Here is a 14,711-nt window from a genome sequence, read left to right on the forward strand (position 1 = left end):
GCACCCCAGGGTGCCCTTTTTGCATTGGCGCGGCGCAACGATGGAAGCGGCAGGCGCTTTTTGCTGCAGCGCCAGAATGCGCGCTTCTGTCATACTTGCGATGTTATGCGTCCTGCTTTCGATCCCGAATCCCTCCCCGTCATCGACACCGACCTGCGCAACGGCGCCCTGAGCGCGCCGCGGCTTGAGGTGGACTTTATCCGGCACCGCTTCCGGGTGCCGCCGGCCTGGGCGCCGGAGCTGACCGATGAATCGCGCGTCTATGACCGCAGCCGCGGACTGCGCGACGCCGCCGTGCTGGTGCCGCTGGTGGAGCGCCATGACGGCCTGACGGTGCTGCTGACGCAGCGCAATGCCAACCTGAGCGCGCATGCCGGGCAGATCAGCTTCCCGGGCGGGCGGCAGGAGTCATGGGATGCCAACCGTATCGACACCGCGCTGCGCGAGACGGAAGAAGAGGTGGGGCTGGCGCGCGACTATGTCGAAGTGCTGGGTGCGCTGCCGGACTACATTACCGGCACCGGTTTCCACGTGAGCCCCGTGGTAGGGCTGGTGCGCGACGGTTTCACGCTGCGCCCGGATGCCTCGGAGGTTGCCGATGTCTTCGAGGTGCCGCTCGCGTTTCTGATGGACCCATCCCACCACGAACGGCGGCTGTTCCGCTGGGTCGACGGCGAGCGGGTGTTCTACGCCATGCCCTATCCGCGCGAGACTGGCGGCCACCGCTTTATCTGGGGCGCCACCGCGGGCATGCTGCGCAATCTTTACCACCTGCTGGCCGCCTGAGCCGCCGGCTTCTTACGCTGCGGCCTGGTCCTTGCTGCCGATGCAGTGGGGGCAGCTCTTGCCGACCACGTAGTGCGGGCTTTGCTGCTCCTGCGGCGTGACCACCGCGCGGCAGGCAAAGCACTGCTTGGGGCCGGCCGGCTCCAGGTTGGGGTTCAGCGCGGTGCGGTAGTCAAAGACGAAGCAGTCGCCGCGATAATGGCTGCCGCCGACTTCCTCGAAGTACTTCAGGATGCCGCCCTCGAGCTGGTACACGCGCTCGACGCCGACTTCCTGCATATGGATCGCCGCCTTCTCGCAGCGGATGCCGCCGGTGCAGAACGACACCACCGTCTTGCCTTCCAGCTCCGCCTTGTGGGCCGCCACCGCCTCGGGAAATTCGCTGAACTTGGCGATGTCATATTCCACGGCGTCTTCGAACGTGCCAACCGCGACTTCGAAATCATTGCGCGTGTCCAGCATCACCACCGGGCGGCCTTCGTCGTCGTGCCCCTGGTCCAGCCAGCGCTTCAGTTCGGCCGGACGCACTGACGGCGCGCGGCCTTCCTCGGGGCGGATCAGCGGCATCTTCATGGTGATGATTTCCTTCTTGGCGCGCACCAGCATGCGCTTGAAGGGCTGGTTTTCCGACAGGCTTTCCTTGGGCGCGATATCGGCAAAGCGCGCATCGGCGTGCAGCCAGTCCATGAAACCGTCGATGGCTGCGCGCGGCCCGGCCAGGAACATATTGATGCCTTCGGGCGCGAGCAGGATCGTGCCCTTCAGGCCGGCCGCTTCGCAGCGCTCGCGCATGGCCGGGCGCAGGGTCTCGATGTCGTCCAGCGAGACGAATTTGTAAGCGGAAATATTGACGATCTGCATGGGAGACTGCGCCTGCGCGGCCGCGTCCCGAAGGGCGCCGACGGCTTGCGATAACTGCCTGATTGGAAAGGTGAAATTATAACGCGTGCGGGCGCCGCCGCCGCGCATTCCCAAGCACTCCGATCAGCTATGCCGGGCCCTCGCGCCAGGCCGCCCGCACGCAATATCGGAGGCATGCCAGCGGCCCGAGCCGGTACAATGTCGCCCATGTCCGCACCCCGCTTCGTACACCTCCGCCTGCATTCCGAATACTCCATCGTGGACGGCATCGTCCGCCTGGAAGACGCCGTCAAGGCCGCTGCCGCCGACGGCATGGGCGCGCTCGCCCTGACGGATCTCGCCAACGCCTTCGGGCTGATCCGTTACTACAAGGAGGCGCGCGGCAAGGGCGTGAAGCCGGTGGTCGGTGCCGACGTCTGGCTCACCAACGCCGAAGACCGCGACAAGCCGTCGCGCCTGCTGCTGCTGGTGCAGGACCGCCGCGGCTACCTGAACCTGTGCATGCTGTTGTCGCGCGCGTGGCTGGGCAACCAGCACCGCGGCCGCGCCGAGATCGATCCGGCCTGGTTCCTGGAACCCGGCGAAGACGACCTGCCGCTCGCGACCGGCCTGATCGCCCTGTCGGGCGCAATGGGTGGCGATATCGGCATGGCGCTGGCCAACGGCAATGCCGACGGTGCGCGCCGCGCGGCACAGCATTGGTCCACGGTATTCGCGCAGCGCTTCTACATCGAACTGCAGCGCGCCGGCAATGCCGGCACCGATGCCTACGTGCAGCAGGCCGTGCAACTGGCGGCGGAACTGCAACTGCCGGTGGTGGCCACGCATCCGGTGCAGTTCATGACGCCGGACGACTACACCGCGCACGAGGCGCGCGTGTGCATCGCCGAGGGCGAGCTGCTGGCCAATCCGCGCCGCACGCGGCGCTTTACCACCGACCAGTACTTCAAGACCCAGGACGAGATGTGCGCGCTATTCGCCGACATCCCCTCGGCACTGGAGAACGCGGTCGAGATCGCGCGCCGCTGCAACCTGACGCTGGAACTGGGCAAGCCGCGCCTGCCGCTGTTCCCGACGCCCGACGGCATGTCGCTGGACGACTACCTGGTCTACATGGCCAAGGACGGGCTGGAGAAGCGCCTGGCGGTGCTGTTCCCCGACGAGGCGGTGCGCGAATCCAAGCGCCCGGAATACTACGCACGGCTGGAATTCGAGACCGGCACCATCATCAAGATGGGCTTCCCCGGCTACTTCCTGATCGTGGCGGACTTTATCAACTGGGCCAAGAACAACGGCGTGCCGGTGGGACCGGGCCGCGGTTCGGGCGCCGGTTCGCTGGTCGCGTATGCGCTCGGCATTACCGACCTGGATCCGCTCAAGTACGCGCTGCTGTTCGAGCGTTTCCTGAACCCGGAACGGGTCTCGATGCCCGACTTCGACATCGACTTCTGCCAGCACGGCCGCGATCGCGTGATCACGTACGTGAAAGAGAAGTACGGCAAGGACGCGGTATCGCAGATCGCCACCTTCGGCACCATGGCGGCAAAGGCCGCGGTGCGCGACGTGGGCCGGGTGCTCGATCTCGGCTACGGCTTTGTCGACGGCATCGCCAAGCTGATCCCGTTCAAGCCGGGCAAGCTGGTCACCATCGAGGAAGCCAAGAAGGAAGAGCCGCTGCTGACCGAGCGCGAGAGCAACGAGGAAGAAGTGCGCCAGCTGCTGGAGCTGGCACAGCGCGTCGAAGGCATGACCCGCAACGTCGGCATGCATGCCGGCGGCGTGCTGATCGCGCCCGGCCGGCTGACCGACTTCTGCCCGCTGTACACGCAGGGCGCGCAGAACGACGGCATGAGCGGCGTGGTCAGCCAGTACGACAAGGACGACGTCGAGGCCGCCGGCCTGGTCAAGTTCGACTTTTTGGGCCTGACCACGCTGACCATCCTGGACTGGGCCGAGCGCTATATCCGCCGTCTCGACCCCAGCAAGGCTGACTGGAACTGCAGCCATATCCCGCTCGACGACGGTCCCGCCTTCGATATCCTCAAGACCGCCAACACGGTCGCCGTGTTCCAGCTGGAAAGCCGCGGCATGCAGGGCATGCTGAAGGACGCCAAGCCTGACCGCTTCGAGGACATCATCGCGCTGGTGGCACTGTACCGCCCTGGCCCGATGGACCTGATCCCCAGCTTCTGCGCGCGCAAGCACGGCCGCGAGAAGGTGGAGTACCCGGATCCGCGCGTCGAACCCGTCCTGAAAGAGACCTACGGCATCATGGTCTACCAGGAGCAGGTGATGCAGATGGCGCAGATCATCGGCGGCTACTCGCTCGGCGGCGCCGACCTGCTGCGCCGCGCCATGGGCAAGAAGAAGCCCGAGGAGATGGCCCAGCATCGCGTCATGTTCCGCGAAGGCGCCGACAAGAACGGCCTCTCCGCGCAGCAGGCCGACGATATCTTCGACCTGATGGAGAAGTTCGCGGGCTACGGCTTCAACAAGTCGCACGCGGCCGCGTATGCGCTGCTGGCGTACTACACCGCCTGGCTCAAGGCCCACCATCCGGCCGAATTCATGGCAGCCAACATGTCGCTCGCCATGGACGACACCGACAAGGTCAAGATCCTCTACGAGGACTGCAAGCTCAACAAGCTCGCGGTGCTGCCGCCGGACGTCAACGCCAGCGAATACCGCTTCGCGCCGACCGACCCCAAGACCATCCGCTACGGCCTTGGCGGCATCAAGGGCAGCGGCCAGGGCGCGATCGAAGATATCCTGCGCGCACGCGAGGAGCGCCCGTTCACCGATCTGTTCGACTTCTGCGAACGCGTCGACCGCCGCCAGGTCAATCGCCGCACCATCGAGGCGCTGATCCGCGCCGGCGCCTTCGACAGCCTGAACGACAACCGCGCCCAGCTGCTGGCCTCGGTGCCGATCGCGATGGAGGCCGCCGAGCAGAAGGCCGAGTCCGCCAACCAGGTGTCGCTGTTCGACCTGATGGGCGATGCCGGCGATGCGCACCGCCCCGAGCTGCTCGACGAGCCGCGCTGGAGTCCCAAGCGCACGCTGCAGGAAGAGAAGCAGGCGCTCGGCTACTACTTCTCAGGCCACCTGTTCGATGCCTACCGCGACGAGGTGCGCCGCTTCAACAAGGGCACGCTGGCCGCGCTGGAAAAGGAAGTGCAGGGCAACGGCGGCGGTTTCGGCCGCGACGTGCGCGGCAAGACCATCGCCGGCGTGATCAGCGGCGTCCGCACGCAGATGACCCAGCGCGGCAAGATGGTGATCGTCACGCTCGACGACGGCACCGGGCTGGTCGAGATGACGGTGTTCAACGAGCTGTTCGACGCCAACCGGCACATGTTCCGCGAGGACGAGCTGCTGATCGCCACGGGGAACGCGCGGCACGATACGTTTACCGGTGGGGTGAGGTTTACGGCGGAATCGGTGATGGACCTGGTGGCCGCACGCGTCAAGTTTGCCAGCGCCGTGCGGTTGTCGATGAATGGCAATTCCTCGACCGGGATGCTGCGCGAACTGCTGATGCCGCACCTGGCCCGCGCCAGCGGTGGACAGGGTTTGCCGGTGCGCATCCACTACCAGTCGGGGGCGGCTTCGTGCGAGGCCATGCTCGGAGCGGACTGGAAGGTGGTGCCCTCCGACGAGGCGCTGACCGCGTTGCGGCTGGCACTGTCGCCGGACAGCGTCAGTACCCTCTACGAATAAGCCGACGGCAGCGGCGGTCTCAGGCCGCCTGCCGGGCGGCGCGCGCGCTGGCCGCCAGTGCTAGCAGCGCGTCGACGTGGGCCTCGATGCCCGGATCGTAGTTGAGCATCGCCATCGGATTCGCCAGCCGGCCCTGGCCGCTGCGTGCCGCGTCGACCGCGGCGTGAATCGCGCGCTCGAGCGTCTCGGCGCGATCGCGTGCGAAGGCATGCACCGCCTGCGGCCGGATCACCTCCAGGCAGGCAATATTGTCGGCAAAGACCAGCGGTGTGCCGCACAGCACCGATTCCACGCCGACCAGTCCGAACGGTTCATAGCCCGACGCCAGGATGGTGAAGTCCGCGGCGCGGTAGAGCGCGTCGATGCGGCTGCTGTAGCCCAGTTCCCGTACCCGCGGGATGGTGCGCCCGACCGGACGGCCGGCCACGGCAAGCGTGATCGGCAGGTCCGATTTGGAGAAATAGTCGGCAAGCAGGTCGAAACCCTTGCGGGCATGGCCCGAAGACGGGAACAGGAATACGACCTCATCGTCACCGAAACCGAACTCACGGCGCAACGCGGCGCGCGCGTCGGCGTCGACCGGCGTGAAGCGCTGCGTGTCGACCGGCGGGTAGATCAGTTCCACGCGGTCCGGCGGCATCCCGTACAGCTCGATCACCTCGCGGCGCATCAGCGCCGAATGTGCCACCACGCGGTGCGCGCCAGCATACTGCGCACTCTCCAGGTCGATCTGCCACTGGTCGGAGCGGCGCGCTGTCGTGCCGCGCGCGCCGAGATAGCCGCGATGGGTGCCGCCGCAGATGGCGATATCGGAGCCGCGCACGCGGTTGCAGCCGATCAGCACTTCGTCCGCGGGACGGCGCGCTTGCAGCCGCCACGAGAAGTAGCGGTCGCGCAGCTTGCCGGGCAGCCACGACACCACGATCCGGTGCGGGACAATGCCGGCCGACTCTGCCACGCCGGCGTCGAAGCGGCGCGCGTAGACCGACACCTCGGTGCCGGCGCGGCCTGCCATGGCCCGGCTGATGTCGAGCGCATAGCGTTCCAGGCCGCCGCCAGCGCCGAAGCGATTGCAGGAGATGCCAACTTTCATCGATGCATGGAATAAAGGGGAGGGGCGGCCGGCGCCTCAACGGGTGACCTCAGGGGCTGCTGCCTTGAGATCGGTGTCGGCCTGCAACTGCGCCAGCTTGGCGTACTTGTAGTAGCTTGCCTGCGCATTCATCAGCGCCACGCCGAAGCCTGCGCTGCCGTCCAGGAAGCCGCGCTTGAGCAGGTAGGTCCGGATGAAGGCCCACAGGCCGTGGCCCGCGGCGGACGCCACCGAACTACGCTTGCCCCGCGCGTAGGCCTGCTGCGCGCCTGCGCTGGAGTAGCTGTCGATCTTGCGCAGCACGTCCGACAATGTGCGGTAGCTGTAATGGATCAGCGGCTCGCGCAGATGGGTGACCGGGTCGTCCACTTTCAGGTGTTCGTGGACCAGGTCATCCGTGAAGCGGCCGCGGCCCTTGCGGAAGACGCGGGTCACATAGTCCGGGTACCAGCCGGCGTGGCGCACGAAGGTGCCGCAGAACGCTGACAGGCGCGGCAGCGCAAGCGCGTGGGCGTCGGACCGCTTCAGATGGCCCAGGATCTCGTCGCGCAGGGCGGGCGTGACACGTTCGTCGGCGTCGAGACTCAGGATCCAGTCGCCCGTGGCGGCGTCAACCGCGCGGTTCTTCTGCGGGCCGAAGCCAGGCCAGTCGTCGGTCTGGATGACGGTGGCGCCGGCGGCACGCGCAATCGCCACAGTGTCATCCGTGCTGGCCCAATCCACTATAATCGCCTCTTCGCACCAGGACACGCTTTCGAGGCATGGCCCGATATTGTGAGCTTCATTCCTGGTAATGATGACGGCCGAGACTCTCATGGAACATAGGGGAGGCACGCAGGTCGGACAAGACCGACGGGCCGCCGGAGTCGCCCACGGCGCCAGGCGCTGGATCGAGACCGCGTATTCTACCGCACTGGCGCATGGCGCCCTCCGCGGACCCTGATGCCATCGAGTCGGCTAGCGGGCCGCTCCCTGAAACTCAAATTGATGATACGAGCACAATTGTTCCGTTCCGCCGGGATGGAAGAAGTCTTCCTTCTGCCTGCGCGTGCAGCATTGGTCTCTCTGTTGCCGGCTGCAATCCGGGCAAGACTGGACACACTGGTGCTGGCCGCATGATCGGCGCCTACGTCATCAATCTCGACTCCGCGCGGGAACGCCGGGAGCGCATTTCCGGCCAGCTGGCGGGCCTTGGCATCCCGTTCCAGGTGTTCCGGGCCGTGGATGGCCGCGTGCTGGCGGAGCAGGAAGTGGCCAGCAAGTACGATGCCGCGGCCGCCGCCGCGCGCTACCGGCCAATGAGCCGGGGCGAGGTCGGGTGCGGGTTGAGCCACCTCGGTGTATACCGCAAGATGCTCGACGACGGCGCCGCCTTTGCGCTGGTGCTGGAGGACGATGCTTCGCCTGGCCCCGACCTGGCAACCGTGCTGGCCGACCTGGAGTCGCGCCTGGATCCGGACCGGGCCGAGGTAGTGCTGCTGTCCCATGTCGACAAGTACACCCGCTGGGGTGCCCGCAGGCTCGGCGGTGAACGACGCCTGGTCAGGCGCTACGGCGAATGGTGGCGCGCGCACGGCTACGTGGTGACGCGTGCCGCAGCGCGACGGCTGCTGGCGGGCTTGCAGCCGATGTGGTGCGCGGCCGACTACTGGTCGGCCTTCGAAAAGCAGGGCCTGGTGTCGGTCAGTGCGGTGGTGCCATATTGCATCGGCCTGACCGAGCTGGCCGAGACCTCGTCGCTCGAAACGCATCGCGCCGACCTGGACGCCACCGACAAGGCTCAGCGCAGCATCGGCTATTATCTGCGCCGCTACGTCTATCAGCGCTTCCTGTTCCAGCTCATCGTCAGGCCCTTCCTTCGGGTAGCCCGGCAGAAGCGGCCGGGCTAGCGCCGGGCCGGCACGCCGCCTCCACACACAAGAAATATCAGTGACCACATCCAAACCGCCCATTTCGCCAGGTGCCGCCGTGCCGTCCAGCATGGCCAGCCGGCTCTGGTCTTACCTGCGCCCCGAGTTACGCATCTTCATCGGCGCTATCCTCGCCATGGCCGTGGTTGCGGGCAGCGAAGGGGTGATCCCCAAGGTTGTCAATGACCTGCTCGACAAGGGCTTCGGCGGCGACTACGCCGGCACGCTGTGGCATGTCCCCGCCATCCTGACCGGCGTGGCCCTGATCCGCGGCGTGGCGCAGTTTGCCTCGGGCTACCTGCTGAACCTGATCTCGAACCGCGTGCTGCTGAAGATGCGCCTGCAGATGTTCGAGCGCCTGCTGCAGGCGCCGGCGTCGTTCTTCCACCGCAACACGGCGGCTTCGCTGATCAACGCCGTGATCTTCGAGGTCAACCAGGTGCTGCAGATCCTGACCAGCGTCTTTATCACGCTGGTGCGGGACTCGCTGACGGTTGTCGCGCTGCTGATCTACCTGTTCTATACCAACTGGCGCCTGACGCTGATCGTGGCGGTGATCCTGCCGGTGATCGGCTACCTGATGTCGAAGATCAACCGCCGGCTGCGCAAGCTCAACCGCGATCACCAGGCTTTTACCAACAACGCTGCCTATGTCGTGGAAGAGGCCGTGGGCGGCTACAAGGTGGTCAAGCTGCACGGCGGGGAGGCCTACGAGATGGGCCGCTTCCGCACCGTGGCCGAGCGGCTCAAGAACTACTCGATGCGCATGGCGGTTGCCGGCGGGTTGAACCAGCCGGTCACGGCCTTCCTGGCCGCGCTGGCGCTGTCGGTGATCATCACCATTGCGATGGTGCAGGCGCAGGCCAACCAGACCACGGTGGGCGGTTTTACCGGCTTTGTGATGGCGATGCTGCTGCTGATCTCGCCGCTCAAGCACCTGACCGACATCAACCAGCCCCTGACACGCGGCATCACCGCAGCCGAGATGATCTTCCGGCTGATCGATGAGCCGATCGAGCCGCAGGACGGTGGCAAGATGCTGGGTCGTGCCCGTGGCGAGCTGGCCTTCGAGCAAGTCGGCTTCCGCTACGGTGAAGCATCGCGCGCCGCGCTGGAGGGCATTGACCTGCGCGTCAGTCCGGGCGAAGTGGTGGCGCTGGTGGGCCCGTCGGGAAGCGGCAAGACCACGCTGGTCAACCTGGTGCCGCGCTTCTTCGACCCGACTGGCGGGCGCATCCTGCTGGATGGCACGCCGCTGACCGAGTTGTCGCTGAAGGACCTGCGCAACCAGATTGCCTTCGTCAGCCAGGACGTGGTGCTGTTCAACGACACCGTCGCCGCCAATGTGGCATATGGCGCGCAATCCGACCGCGAGATCGACATGGCCCGCGTTGAGCGCGCGCTGGCGGCCGCTTACCTGACGGAAACGGTCAAGGGGCTGCCGGAGGGCCTGAACACCAATATTGGCGACAACGGCATGAAGCTGTCCGGCGGTCAGCGCCAGCGGCTGGCGATTGCCCGGGCGCTGTATAAGAACGCGCCGATCCTGATCCTGGACGAGGCGACTTCGGCACTGGATTCGGAGTCCGAGCGCCAGGTCCAGGCGGCGTTGGAGGAACTGATGAAGGGCCGGACCACGCTGGTGATTGCGCACCGGTTGTCCACCATCGAGAATGCTGACCGCATCGCGGTGCTGGACCACGGGCGCGTGGCGGAGCAGGGCACGCACGCGCAGTTGCTTGCGGCCAACGGCCTGTACGCCGGGCTGCACCGGATCCAGTTCGCGACGCAGCAAGGGTAACGGACCTGCCAACGACAAAGGCCGGCGCTTGCGCCGGCCTTTGTCGTTTCCTTCGTGCTCAGTTTGGCGAGGTGACGGGCGGCTGCACGCCCAGCACTTCATCGATGGCAGCCAGCACCTGATCCCGCCGCGGCACCACGCCGCCGCCGCCCAGCGAGACCGCGCGGCCCGGCGCATCGACGCCGTACAGGTGGCGCGACGTGGTCGTGAACAGGATCACGGTCGGGCGGCGCAGCGCATCGGCGATATGCACGAAGCCAGTGTCCATGCCAACCACCAGCGATGCCTTGCCTACCATCTGCGCCACACCGGTGATGCTCAGGCGTGGCATCACTTCGGCGTTGGGCACGCTGGCGGCGATGGTTTCGGCTTCCTTGCGCTCCGCGTCGTTGCCCCAGGGCACCAGCACGCGCAGCCCGCGCGCCGAGATCGCGCTGCCCACGCTGATCCAGTCGGCGACCGGCCACTTCTTTTCCTCGCTCGAGGTGGCATGGAACAGCATCGCGTACGGACCCTTGGCGGCCGGCGCCGGCGTGTCTGCTGGCATCTCCAGGCCGTAGTCCATGTCCCTGGTCAGCTCATAGCCCAGGGCGCGGCTGACGGCGCGGCGCATCCGCTGCCGCGCGCAATCTTCTTCGACAAATGGCTGGAACACATGGTTGTAGGCGAAGCGAGCGCCGCTCTCGCCCAACTCTGCCACGGGGTAGCCATAGCGATTGCGCGTGCGTGCCAGGAACGTCACGATGGCGCTCTTGTAGACGCCGTGGACGTCCAGCACCGCATCGTACTTCTCGCGACGCAGTTCACGCAGCGCGCTGAAGATCGCACGCAAGCCTGCCCAATTGCGCGATTTCTTGAAGCCGCGCAGCGGCGCGGAAATCACACGCTCGATATTCGGATTCCAGCGCGGCACGTCGGCGCAATATGAGTCGGCGATCCAGTCGATCTTGACGCCGGGAAAGGCCCGCTGCAGGTCCGCGACCAGCGGCTGGGTGAACACCATGTCGCCGAGAGAGGTCAGCTTGACGATGAGAATACGTTTCATCAGGAACAGTATGGTGGGCAGTATGCCTGCCTGGTTCGGAAGGTGCGTAGTATGCCTGATGCAGGGGACATGTGTCCGTGCGGTGCATGGGCGACATGGCGCCCGCCACACCCATGCCGATCCGTTAGTATCTGCATCAGAAGCTCACGATCGATGACGCCTATCCAACAGGAGACCACCATGTCCGACCCGGCATTCGCCATCAGCCGCTACCCCGTTCCCGCGCTGACCGACCTCCCCGACGACATCCGCGCCCGCATCCTGGAAGTCCAGGAAAAAGCCGGCTTCGTCCCCAACGTCTTCCTGGCGCTGGCGCACCGTCCCGACGAGTTCCGCGCGTTCTTCGCCTACCACGACGCGCTCATGCTCAAGGAGGGCGGCCTGACCAAGGGCGAGCGCGAGATGATCGTGGTGGCGACTTCCGGTGCCAACCAGTGCCTGTACTGCGTGGTGGCGCATGGCGCGATCCTGCGCATCTATGAGAAGAAGCCACTGGTGGCGGACCAGGTGGCGGTGAACTACCTGAAGGCGGATATTCCGCAGCGCCAGCGCGCGATGCTCGACTTCGCGATGAAGGTGTGCAAGGCGTCGCATGAAGTGGGCGATGCCGACTTTGCTGCGCTGCGCGAGCACGGTATTTCCGAGGAGGATGCCTGGGATATTGCCGCGATCACGGCGTTCTTCGGCTTGTCGAACCGGATGGCCAACACCGTCAGCATGCGCCCGAACGACGAGTTCTACCTGATGGGCCGGGTGCCGAAAGCGAAGTAATGCCGCAGCGGCTCAGCGCACCTCGGCGCAGGCACCGCTCTTTGGGTCGAACAGCACCGGCCACGCCTGCTCGTAGATGCCGGGCGTGCAGTGCTTCTCGCAGCGGTTATGGGCCAGCGTCACGCGGCGCGGATCCTGCCACACCAGCAGCTTGCACTGGCTGCCGTCGATGGCCTGCAGTTCGATGTGCGGGGTCGCGCGGACCTGGCGGAACTCGGCCAGGTTGAATTCGCAACTGCCGCGCCGCGATACCCATAGCTTCCACTTGAGCGCACGCACCTCGTTGGCCTTGACGTCCATCAGCGCGTCTTCGCGGAAGCCGTCTTCCTCGGTGCGCTTGCAGGCGGCGGCAATGTTGATGGTCTTGTTCGCGATCGGGGTGGCGCGCTCCTTGGGCGCGGCGGCGATTGCTTCGCCCTTCGCCTCGGGCGGCGGTGCGGGGGCGCGCTTGACAATCGGCAATGGCGCGCACGCCACCGACAACAGAAGGGCCAGCAGACAGGTCCCATGGTTCGTGGCGTTCATGCCGGACTCCTTGCTTGCCGACCGGGCCGCGCCCCGCATCGGGGCGGCAAGCCGGGCGCGGCATCCGTGCGGATGCCGCTGACTACCTTGGCTTAGTTATAGCGGATGGCAAACGGAATTGGAGTAGGACCATCACCGAGTCCGTAAGGAGACGGATGCTAGCGGACACGCGCAGGCGCTGCAGCGCAGTTACGTTCGTAAACAGCTTGATACACAGATGCGGAACACGGCGTGCTAGCCTTTCTTAACCATCGCTCGCCGCCGCCAAAATGAAGCCCCGCGCCCTTGTTGCCCTCATCGTATTGCCCGTGCTCCTTGGCACCCTCCCCGCCGCCGCCCATGCCGATGACGACTGGGACGACGATGATGATCACCGCTACGCGCGCCGGCACAAGGGCGGCGACTACAAGGAAGAGTTCTGGGTCGGCAACTGCAAGATCAAGCGCAAGTGGAAAGACAACGGCGAGTACAAGGAAGAGCGCAAGTGCAAGGACCGGCCGGTCGTGTACCAGCCGCCGCCGGCTGTGTATTACCAGCCCGAACCTGCCTTCGTGGTGAGTCCGCAAGTCGTGATCCGGCCCTAGTCCGGCCAGAATGCGGAAAGGCCCGCCAGTGAGCGGGCCTTTCCATGCCTGCGCCGGCATCTTCACATGAGGATGATGTCGTACTGTTCCTGGTGGAACGTCGATTCCACCTGCAGCGAAATCGGCTTGCCGATGAAGTCGCCAAGCATCGCCAGATGCTGGCTTTCTTCTTCCAGGAACAGGTCGATCACTTCCTGCGAGGCCAGGATGCGGAATTCGCGCGGGTTGAACTGGCGCGATTCGCGCATGATCTCGCGCAGGATGTCGTAGCAGGCCGTACGCGGCGTCTTGACCTGGCCCTTGCCGTGGCAGACCGGGCATTGCTCGCACAGCACATGCGCCAGCGACTCGCGCGTGCGCTTGCGCGTCATCTCGACCAGGCCCAGTTGCGAGAAGCTGTTGACCGTGATGCGGGTGCGGTCACGTGCGAGCGCTCGCTTCAGCTCGGACAGCACCGCGTCGCGGTGCTCGGCGTTCTCCATATCGATGAAGTCGATGATGATGATGCCGCCGAGGTTGCGCAGGCGCAGCTGCCGCGCGATGGTGTGGGCCGCCTCCAGGTTGGTCTTGAAGATGGTGTCGTCGAAGTTGCGCGCGCCCACGTAGCCGCCGGTGTTGACGTCGATGGTCGTCATCGCCTCGGTCTGGTCGATCATCAGGTAGCCGCCCGACTTCAGGTCCACCCGGCGCGACAGCGCCTTCTCGATCTCGGCGTCGATATTGAACAGGTCGAAGATCGGGCGCTCGCCGGTGTAGTGCGACAGCCGCGGCAGCACCGCCGGGGTGTATTCCTTGGCGAACTCCAGCAGCATCTGGTAGTTCTCGCGCGAGTCGATCTGGATCACGCCGGTGGCGTCGTTGATAAAGTCGCGCAGCACGCGCTGGGCCAGGTTCAGGTCCTGGTAAAGCAGGTTGGGTGCGGGCAGGGTAGTGGCGTTCTGGCGGATCGCGCCCCAGATCTTGCGCAGGTAGGCGATATCGTTGCCGAGTTCTTCGTCGGTCGCTTCCTCGGCAATGGTGCGCACGATAAATCCGCCGCGCTCGTCGTCGGGCACCAGGCCCTGCACGCGGCTGCGCAGCGCCTCGCGGTCCACTTCGCCCTCGATGCGCTGCGAGATGCCGATATGCGGGTCCTGCGGCAGGTACACCAGGGTGCGCCCGGCGATGCTCACCTGGGTGGACAGGCGCGCCCCCTTGGTGCCGATCGGGTCCTTGATCACCTGCACCATGAGTGCCTGGCCTTCGAACAGGGTCTTCTCGATGGCCAGCTGCGGGGTGGAATTGTTGCGGTCGGCATCACGCGGATGCCAGATGTCGGCCACGTGCAGGAAGGCGGCGCGCTCCAGGCCGATATCGATAAAGGCCGATTGCATGCCGGGCAGCACGCGCACCACCTTGCCCAGGTAGATATTGCCGACCAGCCCGCGCGTGAGCGTGCGTTCGACATGCAATTCCTGCACCGCGGCCTGCTGCACGATGGCGACGCGGGTCTCTTGGGGCGTGATGTTGACGAGGATGTCTTCAGTCATAGCGGGTGAAACGCGTCGCCGGTGGCCCGGCTGTATAGGGTGGCCCGGCGCTGGGCCGGGTCTTGTCTGGGCACGGAGGGCGCTGC

Annotated in this window: 12 protein-coding genes; 6 read left to right on the top strand and 6 right to left on the bottom strand. The window is 65.9% G+C overall.

Annotated features, from left to right (window positions below):
• Nucleotides 1–105 precede the first annotated feature (105 nt).
• Nucleotides 106–786, top strand: coding sequence for a CoA pyrophosphatase (locus AC1Q6V_RS04145; RefSeq protein ID WP_454750228.1), 681 nt, complete (start codon nt 106–108; stop codon nt 784–786).
• Between the two features lie 12 nt (nt 787–798).
• Here the strand turns inward: AC1Q6V_RS04145 and AC1Q6V_RS04150 are convergent, their stop codons facing one another.
• Complete coding sequence (locus AC1Q6V_RS04150) at nt 799–1,647, bottom strand: sulfurtransferase (protein WP_010812922.1); 849 nt, start codon at nt 1,645–1,647, stop codon at nt 799–801.
• Between the two features lie 207 nt (nt 1,648–1,854).
• Here AC1Q6V_RS04150 and dnaE point away from each other — a divergent pair, with 207 nt between their 5' ends.
• A complete protein-coding gene (dnaE, locus tag AC1Q6V_RS04155) occupies nt 1,855–5,367 on the top strand; it encodes a DNA polymerase III subunit alpha (RefSeq protein WP_041687221.1) in 3,513 nt (1,170 codons plus the stop codon).
• Nucleotides 5,368–5,386: 19 nt separating this feature from the next.
• On the opposite strand, the gene AC1Q6V_RS04160 is transcribed toward dnaE, so the two are convergent.
• The gene (locus AC1Q6V_RS04160) at nt 5,387–6,460 is read right to left on the bottom strand and encodes a glycosyltransferase family 4 protein (protein WP_010812920.1); all 1,074 of its coding nucleotides are present in this window, start codon (nt 6,458–6,460) and stop codon (nt 5,387–5,389) included.
• A gap of 36 nt (nt 6,461–6,496) precedes the next feature.
• Nucleotides 6,497–7,276, bottom strand: a complete 780-nt coding sequence (locus tag AC1Q6V_RS04165; RefSeq protein ID WP_037023915.1) for a glycosyltransferase family 2 protein — start codon at nt 7,274–7,276, stop codon at nt 6,497–6,499.
• Nucleotides 7,277–7,575: 299 nt separating this feature from the next.
• On the opposite strand from AC1Q6V_RS04165, the gene AC1Q6V_RS04170 reads away from it, so the two are divergent.
• Both AC1Q6V_RS04170 and msbA read left to right on the top strand, forming a co-directional pair.
• The gene (locus AC1Q6V_RS04170) at nt 7,576–8,349 is read left to right on the top strand and encodes a glycosyltransferase family 25 protein (protein ID WP_010812918.1); all 774 of its coding nucleotides are present in this window, start codon (nt 7,576–7,578) and stop codon (nt 8,347–8,349) included.
• Nucleotides 8,350–8,440: 91 nt separating this feature from the next.
• Nucleotides 8,441–10,171 carry a lipid A export permease/ATP-binding protein MsbA gene (gene msbA, locus AC1Q6V_RS04175; RefSeq protein ID WP_174549456.1) on the top strand — a complete coding sequence of 577 codons (1,731 nt, stop codon included), beginning with the start codon at nt 8,441–8,443 and terminating at the stop codon, nt 10,169–10,171.
• A 58-nt stretch (nt 10,172–10,229) separates the two neighbouring features.
• On the opposite strand, the gene waaC is transcribed toward msbA, so the two are convergent.
• A complete protein-coding gene (gene waaC / locus AC1Q6V_RS04180) occupies nt 10,230–11,216 on the bottom strand; it encodes a lipopolysaccharide heptosyltransferase I (protein ID WP_010812916.1) in 987 nt (328 codons plus the stop codon).
• A gap of 180 nt (nt 11,217–11,396) precedes the next feature.
• On the opposite strand from waaC, the gene AC1Q6V_RS04185 reads away from it, so the two are divergent.
• Entirely contained in the window at nt 11,397–11,987 is a 591-nt protein-coding gene (locus AC1Q6V_RS04185; protein WP_454750229.1) for a peroxidase-related enzyme, read from the top strand.
• A gap of 12 nt (nt 11,988–11,999) precedes the next feature.
• Here the strand turns inward: AC1Q6V_RS04185 and AC1Q6V_RS04190 are convergent, their stop codons facing one another.
• Complete coding sequence (locus AC1Q6V_RS04190) at nt 12,000–12,512, bottom strand: hypothetical protein (protein WP_010812914.1); 513 nt, start codon at nt 12,510–12,512, stop codon at nt 12,000–12,002.
• A 269-nt stretch (nt 12,513–12,781) separates the two neighbouring features.
• Here AC1Q6V_RS04190 and AC1Q6V_RS04195 point away from each other — a divergent pair, with 269 nt between their 5' ends.
• Nucleotides 12,782–13,096, top strand: coding sequence for a hypothetical protein (locus tag AC1Q6V_RS04195; protein ID WP_011614785.1), 315 nt, complete (start codon nt 12,782–12,784; stop codon nt 13,094–13,096).
• A gap of 62 nt (nt 13,097–13,158) precedes the next feature.
• Here AC1Q6V_RS04195 and rng read toward each other — a convergent pair whose 3' ends face one another.
• Complete coding sequence (gene rng / locus AC1Q6V_RS04200) at nt 13,159–14,625, bottom strand: ribonuclease G (RefSeq protein WP_010812912.1); 1,467 nt, start codon at nt 14,623–14,625, stop codon at nt 13,159–13,161.
• Between the last annotated feature and the right edge of the window lie 86 nt (nt 14,626–14,711).

The sequence above is a fragment of the Cupriavidus sp. GW823-FHT07B10 genome (genome assembly GCF_058794355.1).

Excerpts from the sequence above, each read along its gene's own strand:
- waaC (WP_010812916.1), bottom strand. The coding sequence starts at position 11,216 with ATGAAACGTATTCTCATCGTCAAGCTGACCTCTCTCGGCGACATGGTG.
- AC1Q6V_RS04195 (WP_011614785.1), top strand. The coding sequence starts at position 12,782 with ATGAAGCCCCGCGCCCTTGTTGCCCTCATCGTATTGCCCGTGCTCCTT.
- rng (WP_010812912.1), bottom strand. The coding sequence starts at position 14,625 with ATGACTGAAGACATCCTCGTCAACATCACGCCCCAAGAGACCCGCGTC.
- AC1Q6V_RS04145 (WP_454750228.1), top strand. The coding sequence starts at position 106 with ATGCGTCCTGCTTTCGATCCCGAATCCCTCCCCGTCATCGACACCGAC.
- AC1Q6V_RS04160 (WP_010812920.1), bottom strand. The coding sequence starts at position 6,460 with ATGAAAGTTGGCATCTCCTGCAATCGCTTCGGCGCTGGCGGCGGCCTG.
- AC1Q6V_RS04190 (WP_010812914.1), bottom strand. The coding sequence starts at position 12,512 with ATGAACGCCACGAACCATGGGACCTGTCTGCTGGCCCTTCTGTTGTCG.
- AC1Q6V_RS04165 (WP_037023915.1), bottom strand. The coding sequence starts at position 7,276 with ATGAGAGTCTCGGCCGTCATCATTACCAGGAATGAAGCTCACAATATC.
- dnaE (WP_041687221.1), top strand. The coding sequence starts at position 1,855 with ATGTCCGCACCCCGCTTCGTACACCTCCGCCTGCATTCCGAATACTCC.
- AC1Q6V_RS04185 (WP_454750229.1), top strand. The coding sequence starts at position 11,397 with ATGTCCGACCCGGCATTCGCCATCAGCCGCTACCCCGTTCCCGCGCTG.
- AC1Q6V_RS04170 (WP_010812918.1), top strand. The coding sequence starts at position 7,576 with ATGATCGGCGCCTACGTCATCAATCTCGACTCCGCGCGGGAACGCCGG.
- AC1Q6V_RS04150 (WP_010812922.1), bottom strand. The coding sequence starts at position 1,647 with ATGCAGATCGTCAATATTTCCGCTTACAAATTCGTCTCGCTGGACGAC.
- msbA (WP_174549456.1), top strand. The coding sequence starts at position 8,441 with ATGGCCAGCCGGCTCTGGTCTTACCTGCGCCCCGAGTTACGCATCTTC.